The 11,155-nt window shown below is 32.0% G+C and carries 9 protein-coding genes; 4 read left to right on the forward strand and 5 right to left on the reverse strand.

Translation table 11 applies throughout. The features are described from left to right. Nucleotides 1-196: 196 nt before the first annotated feature. The 4 genes from ACVC5O_RS09960 to ACVC5O_RS09975 form a co-directional block, all read right to left on the reverse strand. Entirely contained in the window at nucleotides 197-388 is a 192-nt protein-coding gene (locus ACVC5O_RS09960; protein WP_203253448.1) for a cold-shock protein, read from the reverse strand. 133 nt (nucleotides 389-521) lie between these two features. Further along, nucleotides 522-965: a KTSC domain-containing protein gene (locus tag ACVC5O_RS09965; RefSeq protein WP_452221335.1), complete on the reverse strand. Its 444-nt coding sequence runs from the start codon at nucleotides 963-965 to the stop codon at nucleotides 522-524. 78 nt (nucleotides 966-1,043) lie between these two features. Further along, nucleotides 1,044-2,357, reverse strand: coding sequence for a DEAD/DEAH box helicase (locus tag ACVC5O_RS09970; RefSeq protein WP_452221336.1), 1,314 nt, complete (start codon nucleotides 2,355-2,357; stop codon nucleotides 1,044-1,046). Nucleotides 2,358-2,362: 5 nt separating this feature from the next. Beyond that, on the reverse strand, nucleotides 2,363-3,703 hold the full coding sequence (locus ACVC5O_RS09975) for a DEAD/DEAH box helicase (protein WP_452221337.1): 1,341 nt from the start codon (nucleotides 3,701-3,703) through the stop codon (nucleotides 2,363-2,365). 241 nt (nucleotides 3,704-3,944) lie between these two features. Between ACVC5O_RS09975 and ACVC5O_RS09980 the strand changes: the two genes are divergently transcribed. From ACVC5O_RS09980 to ACVC5O_RS09995, 4 genes are read left to right on the forward strand one after another with little or no spacing between them, the layout of a single operon-like run. Next, nucleotides 3,945-4,625, forward strand: a complete 681-nt coding sequence (locus tag ACVC5O_RS09980; protein WP_452221338.1) for a TetR/AcrR family transcriptional regulator — start codon at nucleotides 3,945-3,947, stop codon at nucleotides 4,623-4,625. Continuing rightward, a complete protein-coding gene (locus ACVC5O_RS09985) occupies nucleotides 4,618-6,279 on the forward strand; it encodes a peptidase domain-containing ABC transporter (RefSeq protein WP_452221339.1) in 1,662 nt (553 codons plus the stop codon). The genes ACVC5O_RS09980 and ACVC5O_RS09985 overlap by 8 nt, the downstream gene beginning before the upstream one ends. A gap of 3 nt (nucleotides 6,280-6,282) precedes the next feature. Next, nucleotides 6,283-7,644: an HlyD family secretion protein gene (locus tag ACVC5O_RS09990; RefSeq protein WP_452221340.1), complete on the forward strand. Its 1,362-nt coding sequence runs from the start codon at nucleotides 6,283-6,285 to the stop codon at nucleotides 7,642-7,644. Then, the gene (locus ACVC5O_RS09995) at nucleotides 7,644-9,035 is read left to right on the forward strand and encodes a TolC family protein (RefSeq protein WP_452221341.1); all 1,392 of its coding nucleotides are present in this window, start codon (nucleotides 7,644-7,646) and stop codon (nucleotides 9,033-9,035) included. The genes ACVC5O_RS09990 and ACVC5O_RS09995 overlap by 1 nt, the downstream gene beginning before the upstream one ends. Nucleotides 9,036-9,233: 198 nt before the next feature. Here ACVC5O_RS09995 and ACVC5O_RS10000 read toward each other — a convergent pair. Beyond that, nucleotides 9,234-11,155 (reverse strand): T9SS type B sorting domain-containing protein (locus ACVC5O_RS10000; protein WP_452221342.1); only part of this gene is annotated, 1,922 nt, incomplete at its 5' end.

Consider the following 11,155-nt stretch of genomic DNA (forward strand, 5'->3'; position numbering starts at 1 on the left):
TTGCCTTTTTCCACCTCTGATACAAGGGCTAATTTAAAGCCTAAATTATAATCGCGTTGGGTACGTTTTACTCTTTTGGTTTCTTTGTTTTTCATAATAAGTCGATTTTGTGTCAACTTATTTCAGGACGTGACAATAAAACAAAAAAAAGACCATCACTTGGTGATGGCCTTTTTATAAACTTGAAGTATATGTATTAGATAACTTTTACGTTTACTGCGTTTAATCCTTTGTTACCTTCTTGAAGATCGAATTCAACTTGGTCGCCTTCGCGAATTTCATCTACTAATCCAGAAATGTGTACAAAATGATCTTTTTCAACTCCTTCTTCAGTGATGAATCCAAAACCTTTTGCGTCGTTGAAAAATTTTACTGTTCCTTTACTCATTGTAATGTAATTTATTGTATTTATAATACTTATTAGTTTGCAAAGATGGAGCCAATTTTCGACAAACAAGCTATAATTCAGTTATATTTAAAAATATATTATGTAATAACTAAAATGTTTTATCTTTTTAACCCTATTCAACGGTTCTCTTTGACTGTCGATACACGTAATTAGGATATATTGAGCGTTTTGCAAAACGATTAAGTTTACTACTGTTAATCATTTTAATATAGACTGGTTTTGTTACTCCAAAGTATTCGTAAGTAGATCCATCCAAAAATGTAATCTCTAAAAGTAAGCCTTTGTGTGTATAGTCTGCAATACCAGAATTGGTAATAGTTTCTGTGTATTTATCTAAGTTTTGTGCTTTAGTTTCTGGAGCAATGCTAACTAAAAAATGATATCCATCAATAATTTTTCGGCTATTTAGCTCTGCTTCTTCTTGTAAAGGGTCTCCATTTTGAAATTTATCGGGATGCCACTCCTTAACTAAATTGCGGTAACTCTTCTTTAAAGCCTTTAATTCGACTTCTTTTTCCACTCCAAAGAGTTTTTTATATTCATTTATACGCTTCATATCATTTTTTTTGAAGGCGCAAAAGTACAGCTAAATATTAGAGGTAAGGTTAAAGTTTATAACTAAATGTGTTTCAGATTATAAAATAGAGACGCGTACCTTTTTCTTTTTTAATCTCGTGTTGTTTAATTGCTCCACCAATTGATTGGCAATAGCAAGCGGAACTGCTACAAATGCACAGTCTTGCTTAAGTTCTATGGTGCCTAATTGGTCTTTTTTAATTTTACCTTGCTTAAAAAACAATCCTGCAATATCGCCTTTAGAGATTTTATCTTTTCGTCCTCCAGAGATAAAAAGCGTTTCCCAATATTGTGGCTTAAATGGTGCTTTTTTAGAAATGTCTATTCCTTTGCTAGGTGTTATAAATTCTGGTAATTGCTCATGTTCGCCTTTTAACACATAGGCTGTGCCTTTTGCGTTAACTCTGGCTGTTCTTCCGTTTCTGTGTATAAACTCTTCTTCATGAAGTGGTAATTCTAAATGAATAATATAGTTCATTTCAGGAATATCTATTCCTCTAGCTGCTAGATCTGTAGCGATTAATACTTGACACGTTCCGTTTCTAAATTTTATTAACGCACGTTCTCTGTCTTTTTGTTCCATTCCTCCAGAAAAACAGGCATGATTAATTCGTTTTTGAGTTAAAAACGTACTGACTTGAGCTATACTATCTCTATAATTACAGAAAACAATACCAGGTTTGCTACCAATATGTTGTAACAAACTAAACAAGGTTGCATATTTACTTTTATCTGAAGCAATTACTGTTTTAATGGTTAACTGCGATTCTTTTTTTTCTTTTAAATAATTTATTGTTGTTGGCTTGTCTAACCTTACAAAGCCTGGCACTTTAACACCTTGTGTTGCAGATGTTAGAATGCGTTTGTTAATATGTGGTATATGGCTAATAATGGCTTTCATTTCTTCTTCAAAACCATCTTCTAGAGATTTATCAAATTCATCTAAAATAAGCGTTTTTATATTTGATTTAGAAAATCTATCTGCTTCAAAATGATCTAGTATTCTGCCAGGAGTACCTATTAAAATTGCTGGTGTGTGTTTAATTTCAATTTTATCTTTAGACATTGGTCTGCCTCCATACACTGCATTGACTTTATAACCAGAACCCATAGAACGCACTACTTGCTCTATTTGAATGGCTAATTCTCTAGAAGGTACAATTATTAGTGCCTGAACCTCTTGCAATTCTGAATCTAAAACTTGCAATAATGGGAGTAAAAATGCTAGAGTTTTTCCTGTTCCTGTTGGAGATAATAATATGGTATTTGTGGTGTTTTCTATAACTGAAACTGCTTCCTCTTGCATAGGATTTAAGGTCTCTATGTTTAGTTTGTCTAAAATATCCTGTTGGTTTTTTATGCTATTTGCCATGTGAATTAGTTCTTTTTAGACTTTTTAGTGGCTTCAGATTTTACAGGTGCTGAAGCATTTTGAGCTAAATAATTTGCTAGTATTTTATCGACTAACTCCTCTTTTGTTAAATGATGAAAAATGGTTTTTATCTTGGCTTTAAACTCTTCTGAAACCTCACGATTAGGCTTTGTTTTAAAGATTTTTTTTGCCCATAATAAGGCATTATTTTCTTCTATACTTTGCGCATCTGCTTTAATATATTCCTTAAATACTAGACCTAATTCTGCTTCAAACTCTGGAATATCTTCAAGTTCTTCTTGCTGAATAACACTTAATGAGAGTCCCTTTGCTCCTGCTCTAGCTGTACGTCCACTTCTATGCACATAAGCATCGTAAGTATCTGGTAAATGATAATTTACAACATACGACACGTCTTTTACATCAATACCACGAGCAGCCAAATCGGTTGCTACTAAAATACTGATATGGCCTTCTCTAAATTGACCCATTATACGATCGCGAATGCCTTGTGTTAAGCTGCCATGTAACGCTCCAGAAGAAAACTTATTAATCGCCAACTTTTTAGCGAGCTTATTAACAGCTGCTTTCGTTTTACAAAATATAATCCCTCGTTCGCCTTCTTTAGTGTTTAAAAAATGTAGTAATACCTCTAGTTTTTCTATAGGTTCCACAACCACATAGTGATGCTCGATACCTTTGTGGCCAACCGTTGCCATATCTGCTTGGATGTGGATCACTTTTTTGGACATGTAATTTTGTACCAATTGCTTTATAGTTCCTGGTAATGTAGCTGTAAACAATAAAGTTCTTCGGGATTTTGGCAAGGCTTTAATTATAGTATCAATGCCTTCTTTATGCGCAGTAATCATTTCGTCTGCTTCATCCAGAACAAAATAGTTAATGCTTTTTAAATTAATGGCTTGTCGCTCTAACAAATCGGCTAAACGACCTGGAGTTGCCACAACTATATGTATAGTTTCTTTTAAGCGTTCTATTTGCGGTTTTATTGGTATTCCTCCAAAAAGACCAGCTATTTCGATTTTTGAATCTTCAGTATTAAAAGACACTAAATTGGCATAAATTTGTTGTCCTAATTCTCGTGTTGGCGCTAAAATTAGCGTTTGTATTGTAGCACTTTCACTAGTTGTAAGCTGAAGTAAAGGCAAACCAAAAGCAGCAGTTTTTCCTGTTCCTGTTTTTGCTACTACTACGAGATCTTCTGTTTGATTTAAAATTATAGGAATCGCCTTTTCTTGTATAGCTGTTGGTACAGAAATCTGTAAGTGCGCTAAACGCTTCTGAAATTTTTCATTTATTCCTAATTCTAAAAACTGTTTTGACATAGACTATTTTTTTGCAAAGATAACTACACTTTTACAGGCAACACTATGTATTTGATTTGTTATTGGTTAATTGTTAGCTTTTGTTATTACTGCATAAAGTGTAATTGTTATAATTTAAAGATTTATTATTAAAGTTAATGTATTGATTTTCAATTAATTAAAAATAATATTAATTAAAATAGAAGTATTTATTTCATAATTAATAGTAATACTATTATATTTGCATAAAATATTATTAGTTATGAAAACTTTACTTTCAAATATTAAAATAGAAATTCCACAAGGTATTTATTTAAAAGATCCTGAATCGTCTTCATTAGGCAAAAAAATAATTGAAAACAGTATTATACTTATTGAAGATATTGGCTTTGAAGATTTTAATTTTAAGAAATTAGGTCAACTTATAGGCTCTAACGAAAGTTCTATTTACAGGTATTTTGAAAGTAAGCACAAATTGCTTATTTATTTAACTTCATGGTATTGGAGTTGGATAGAATATCAATTGGTTATTGAAACTTATAGTATTAGTAATGCTGAAGAAAAGCTAAAAAAAGCGATTGAGATTGTAACCAGAACCACAAAACAAGATAGTAATTACAAACACATTAACCAGGTATTATTAAACCAGATTGTAATTAATGAAAACTCTAAATCCTACTTAACAAAAAAAGTAGATGAAGAGAATAAAGAAGGTCTTTTTATGCCTTATAAACGTGTAATACAGCGTCTTGCAGATATTATTTTGGCTTACAACTCTAATTACAAGTACAACTTAAGTTTAGCGAGTAATTTAGTAGATGGCGCTTTGCATCAACAGTTTATAAAAATACATTTTAAATCGATTACTAATTGCGATACTAAAACTACGCCAACCGATTTTTTTACCCATTTAATACTAAAAACCCTTTCTGCAAATGACTAATCCATTAACACCTTGGAAACGGTTTGTTGGTCTTTTAGAACTAGAGCGTAAAGATATTTTTCAAATAGGTTACTATGCTGTTTTTGAAGGTTTAGTTGCCTTGTCGTTACCACTTGGAATACAAGCAATTATCAACTTATTACAAGGCGCTCAAATCTCTACATCTTGGATTGTATTAATTGTTTTAGTAACTGCAGGAGTTGCATTTACTGGGATTTTAAAGTTAATGCAAATGCGTATAATTGAGACCATACAACAACGTATTTTTACTAGAGCGTCGTTTGAATTAAGTTACCGATTTCCTAAAATAAAAATGACCGAATTACGTAACTATTACCTTCCTGAATTGGCCAATCGGTTTTTCGATACGTTAACCATTCAAAAAGGATTATCAAAAATTTTAATCGATGTGCCATCAGCATTTTTACAAATTATTTTTGCTTTGCTCCTGCTCTCTTTTTACCATCCGTTTTTTATCATTTTTGGAATATTATTATTGCTTTTAATTTTTATTGTGTTTAAATACACTGCTCAAATAGGATTAGAAACCAGTTTACAAGAGTCTAAAAACAAGTATAAAGTAGCACATTGGTTACAAGAAATTTCTCGTGCAGTTATTAGTTTTAAGCTCTCTGGTAAAACGCAGTTGGCAATGCACAAAACAGATCTTTTAGTGGATGACTATTTAAAATCTAGAGAAAATCACTTTAAAATATTAGTGTTTCAGTTTATTCAAATGATTGGGTTTAAAGTGCTAGTTACAGCAGGATTATTACTTATAGGTGGATTTTTAGTTTTGGACCAACGTATGAATATTGGACAGTTTGTCGCAGCTGAAATTATAATTATTTTGGTTATAAATTCTGTTGAAAAACTTATTCTTGGGTTAGAGTCTTTTTACGATGTGTTAACATCTATAGAAAAATTAGGACAAGTAGTCGATAAACCTATTGAAGCCCAAAAAGGCGAAATCATAAACCCAAACAGTGACTTAACAATTGAGTTAAAAGACGTATCGTATAAAGTAGAAAACAGAAAAGACGTTATTTTAAATAATATTTCATTTCAAATACATCCTAAAGATCGAATTTTAATACAAGGAGCAAGTGGTTCTGGTAAGTCTAGTTTATTACAATTAATTGCAGGTGTCATTACTCCAACCTCTGGCTATATTTTTGTAAATAATCTTTCTATTGAAAGTTTAATTATAAACGATTATCGTGCAAATTTGGGATTGTCACTTACTGCCGAAACGCCTTTTGAAGGCACTATTAGAGAAAATATAACCTTTGGTAATGCTACTATTACAGACGAAGCCATTTATAATACGTTTAATAATATAGGTTTAGACGAATTTTTAAAACAACAACCAAAAGGTCTTAATACTATTTTAAAGCCTGAAGGAAAACAAATGGCAAATACTATTGCTAAAAAATTGGTATTAGCAAGAGCAATTACAAAGGAACCTAAGCTGTTAATTTTAGAAGAACCCTTAGACCATTTTCATAATGACGAATCTAAAAAAATAATAAACTATTTAACAGATCCTGCAAGACCATGGAGTTTAATTGTAGTGAGTAACAACTCCAACTGGAAGCAAAAGTGTACGACACTAATTACACTTAAAAACGGAGAATTTATTAAAAACACATAAGCGATGTTAAATATTTCAAATAATAAAATAGCAGAGCTTGTTGACTTAAAAAAGTTTAAGTCTGGGCAAGATATTTTTACAAGAGAATACCATAAACGTTTTAAAAAATTCCTCTTTGCTTTTTCTTTAATAATGGTTATCATTCTCTTTTTACCTTGGACGCAAAACATCTCTAGCAAAGGAAGTGTAACTACTTTAAAACCAGACCAAAGACCACAAACATTACAGTCTCAAATACCTGGTCGTGTCGAAGAGTGGTTTGTACAAGAAGGTGATTTTGTAAAAAAAGGAGATACGATATTGCGAATTTCTGAAGTAAAAAGCGATTATTTTGATGAGCGTTTGGCAGAACGCACAGACAACCAACTTACAGCTAAATCCTCGTCTGTAGAAGCCTATAAAAACAAAACTGTTGCTTTAAAAAACCAAATAACCGCTTTGCAACAAGAGCGAAGTCTTAAATTAGAGATGGCTAAAAACAAATTATTGCAAGCGCAATTAAAAGTAAAAACCGATAGTATTGATTTAGAAGCTATTAAAAACAATGCAAGTATTGCAAAAATTCAATTTGATCGTGCAGTTACTTTAGAAAAAGAAGGCTTAAAAGCTGTTAAAGATGTAGAAGAAAAAAATGCAAAGTTACAAGAAGCTAATGCCAAGCTTATCTCACAACAAAACAAGTTTTTAAGTACTAAAAACGAAGTAATTAATAGTAGATTAGACTTATCGACTATTAATGCTACTTATGGCGATAAAATAGCAAAAGCACAAAGTAATTTATATACTGCACAATCTAGTGGATTTGACACAGAAGCAGAAGTCTCTAAATTAGAAACTAGCTTAGCAAACTATAAAAAACGTGGTAGTTTACTTTTTGTAACTGCACCACAAGACGGTTACATTAACAAAGCTATTAAATCTGGTATTGGTGAGGCTTTTAAAGAAGGTGAGCAATTAGTAAGTATAATGCCTGCAGATTATGAACTTGCTGTAGAAATGTATGTACGTCCAATAGATTTACCACTAATTCACAAAGGCGAAGATGTACGTGTACAGTTTGATGGTTGGCCTGCTTTAATTTTTAGTGGATGGCCTAACGTATCTTATGGTACCTATGGTGCAAAAATTGTAGCTATTGAAAATTATATTAGTGCCAATGGTATGTATCGTGTATTATTAAAACCAGACGAAAATGATGTAGAATGGCCAAAAGCAATTCGTGTTGGTTCAGGAGCTAAAACCATAGCGCTGTTAGAGAATGTACCTATTTGGTTTGAGTTATGGCGACAAATTAATAGCTTCCCTCCTAATTTCTATCAGCCAAATAACAAATCTGAAGATTCTAATACTAAAAAGAAAGCCTAATGCAAAGACTGTTTATACTATTCTTTATTTTTAATGGTTTCCTCTGTTTTTCTCAAGAAGGCAAACAAATTATAACCTTAGAAGAGTATTTAGGTTACGTTAAACAATTTCATCCTATTGTTAAGCAAGCACAACTTATTACTAGCGAAAGTGAAGCAAAATTATTAAAATCTAGAGGTGCTTTTGATCCTAAATTAGAAGTCGATTACAACCGAAAAAAGTTTAAAGACACAGAATATTACGATAAACTCAACACGATGTTTAAAATTCCAACGTGGTATGGTGTAGAATTAAAAGCAAATTACGAATCTAACGAAGGTAATTTTTTAAATCCAGAATTAAATACACCAACAGAAGGGTTGTATAGTGCTGGAGTTTCCGTCTCATTATTAAAAGGCCTATTAATAAACGAGCGAATGGCTACTTTACAACAAGCCAAACTCTATACCAAACAAGCTGAAGCAAAACAACAACAAGTAATTAATGACATTTTATACAATGCTATTACTTCCTATTTTAATTGGCTTAAAAATTACCAAGCTAAACAAGTGTATTCAAATTATTTAATAAATGCTGAAACACGTTTAAATAATGTAAAAAAGAGCTTTGAAGCTGGAGATAAACCAGCTATTGATACTTTAGAAGCTAGTATTAATTTTAAAAGCAGAATATTAGATTTAGAGAAAGCAACCATAGGATATGTAAAATCTAAACTAGAATTGTCTAACCATTTGTGGCTAGCAGATAACTTACCATTAGAATTGGAGGACTCTGTAGTGCCTGACATCAATACAATTAATACTATTGATATTGTATTAAATAATTCGATTTTAAATAGTGAAGACATTAGCATAGAAAATCATCCAAAATTAAGAGAACTTCAGGTTAAAAAAGAAATTTTAGCAATCGACAAACGTTTAAAAACAAATAATTTATTACCAAGTGTTGATTTACAATATAATTTTTTAACTACTGAAGAAAACCGTTTAAACAGCCTAAATACTGCAAATTACAAAAGCGGATTAACTATTAGTTTCCCTTTATTTTTAAGAAAGGAACGTGCAGAATTAAAGCTTGCCAAATTAAAGTTGCAAGACATAGAATTTGATATTACTGCTACAAGAGTGACACTTAAAAATAAAATTGAAGCAACTCTTCAAGAAATAGAATCCTATAAAACACAATACGCCATTTTATTAAATCTGGTTAATGATTATAATCAACTTGTAAAAAGTGAAGATCGCATGTTTAACCTTGGTGAAGGCTCTTTGTTTTTAGTAAATTACAGAGAAGTAAAACTCATTGAAAGCCAACTTAAAAAAATAGACACAGAATATATGCTGTTTAATAGTAAATCTAATTTGCTACGTGTAATTAATAGTTTGGAGTGATAATACACACACGTATTTTGTTGTATTGTGGACAATTATGGTAGTATAAGATACTATGTAAGTCTTGTTTTTCCACTTATTGTTATTATCTCAACATCATTTTTATCCACTTTTAAAAAATATTGTCAAATTCACAAATACAAGGTCCATAGCCTTTCTAATCAACAAGTATAATTACAATCAGCTTTCCAAAACCCACTACCTCTTCAAAGTAAAATGTCCTTTTTGCGTTGTGCCATTAAACAATTCTAACACAAACCAATAGTCGTCTGTTGGCAAATTGCTACCTCTGTATGTTCCATCCCAACCTTCAGTGGTATTAGTAAAGCTTTTAATTAATTTTCCATAGCGATCAAATATATGGATGAGTTTAATTTCTCGTTTAGGGTCTTCTACTATCCATTTTTGATTAAATGCATCTCCATTTGGTGTAAAAAATGCAGGTGTACTAATTGCTCTATTTTCAGTAATAAATTCACTTATTGCACAAGATTGCGCATTACCAGCACTATTATAGGCTGTAATAGTTACGTAATACGTAGTATTGTCTATAAAATTGCTTAATGGTTGGTAAAAAGTTACATCACCAACATCTAGAGTGTCTATAATGTCATTTCCATTTGGTGTAGTTGCAATAGTAATTGTATATCCTGTTGTATTCTGTACTGCATCCCAAGTTAATATAGCATCTACAGCAACTGCTGTTTCGTTATTAAAAGGTGAATTCAATACAGTACATTCAGGGATTACAACTTCGGTAGTAAAGCTATACTCCATACAGTTTGTGGCATTTCCAGTTGCATTATAAGGTATTATAGAAACAAAAATAGTTGTATCGTCTGGTAAGTCTGTAAGAAAATCGTAAGTTGTTACATTACCAACATCTTGTGTATTTAAAATGTCTATTCCTCCTGCTGTTGTACCTACAGAAACTAAATAACCCTCTGCTAAATCGCTTGGTAACCAAGATAAGTTAGTTGAAATTGAAACTTCAGATTCGCCATTTAAAGGCTGTGTTAAACTTGTACATTGTGGCGCAAATAATACTGTTGTAAAACTCTGTTCTGTACAACCTATAGCTTCGCCTAAAAAATTATAAGGTGTAACAGTTACAAAAATTTCTGTGTTTTGAGGTAAATCTCCAAAATAATCATACGTTGTAAAATTACCAACATCTACAGCGTTAACTAAATCGTTTCCACCAGAAGTGGTTCCCATAGTTAGTAAGTATCCTTCTGCATTTGCATCTGCTTCCCAAGTGATGTTAGTAAATAAAGCGACGTCTGTATCGCCATTGTAAGGAATAACTAAATTAACGCAAACAGGTGTTAAATCTTCTGTAGTAAATTGGTCGTCACCACACACAGTTGATCCTGAAGCATTATAGGCTTCAATAGTCACGAAAATTTCTGTGAAATTTGGGAAATCAATTGGAGGATTAAAAGTAGTCACATTTCCAACATCTGTTGGCATTACAATATCCGAAGCTCCTGTTGAGGTTCCAATAGAAACTATATAACCAGCTGCAAACTCACTTGCTGTCCAAGTTAAATTAGTATTTAATGGCACGTTTGTTTCTTGATACAAAGGTGAAATTAAATTACTACAGCCTGGCAATGGCAACTCTGTTATAAAACTGTATTCATTACAATTTAGTGCGTTTCCAACGGAATTGTAAGGTGTTATTGAAACAAATATTTCTGTTAAACCAGGCAAATCTGTTGCAAAATCAAAAGTTGTTACATTGCCAACATCTTGAGCGTTTAAAATATCGCTTCCTCCAGCAGTTGTGCCAACAGTTAAAAGATATCCTGTGGCGTTTCCTATCGCATTCCATGTTAAATCTGTTGCAATGGACACGTCTGTTGCTCCATTTATTGGTGACGATAAAGTTGTACACAATGGCGGAATGACTTCTGTAGTAAAGCTTTCTTCTGTACATGCAGTTGCATTTCCTGCGGAATTATAAGGTGTTACAGATACGTAAATTGTAGTTTCGTCTGGCAAATTGGTTGGTAAATCGAAAGTCGTTACGTTGCCAACATCTTGAGCGTTTAAAATATCGCTTCCTCCAGCAGTTGTGCCAACAGTTAAACTATAACCTGTAGCATTTCCTATCG

Source organism: Lacinutrix salivirga (assembly GCF_053604675.1).

Bases quoted from the DNA above. Each gene is read 5' to 3' on its own strand.
- ACVC5O_RS09960 (WP_203253448.1), bottom strand. From the start codon at position 388: ATGAGTAAAGGAACAGTAAAATTTTTCAACGACGCAAAAGGTTTTGGA.
- ACVC5O_RS09965 (WP_452221335.1), bottom strand. From the start codon at position 965: ATGAAGCGTATAAATGAATATAAAAAACTCTTTGGAGTGGAAAAAGAA.
- ACVC5O_RS09970 (WP_452221336.1), bottom strand. From the start codon at position 2,357: ATGGCAAATAGCATAAAAAACCAACAGGATATTTTAGACAAACTAAAC.
- ACVC5O_RS09975 (WP_452221337.1), bottom strand. From the start codon at position 3,703: ATGTCAAAACAGTTTTTAGAATTAGGAATAAATGAAAAATTTCAGAAG.
- ACVC5O_RS09980 (WP_452221338.1), top strand. From the start codon at position 3,945: ATGAAAACTTTACTTTCAAATATTAAAATAGAAATTCCACAAGGTATT.
- ACVC5O_RS09985 (WP_452221339.1), top strand. From the start codon at position 4,618: ATGACTAATCCATTAACACCTTGGAAACGGTTTGTTGGTCTTTTAGAA.
- ACVC5O_RS09990 (WP_452221340.1), top strand. From the start codon at position 6,283: ATGTTAAATATTTCAAATAATAAAATAGCAGAGCTTGTTGACTTAAAA.
- ACVC5O_RS09995 (WP_452221341.1), top strand. From the start codon at position 7,644: ATGCAAAGACTGTTTATACTATTCTTTATTTTTAATGGTTTCCTCTGT.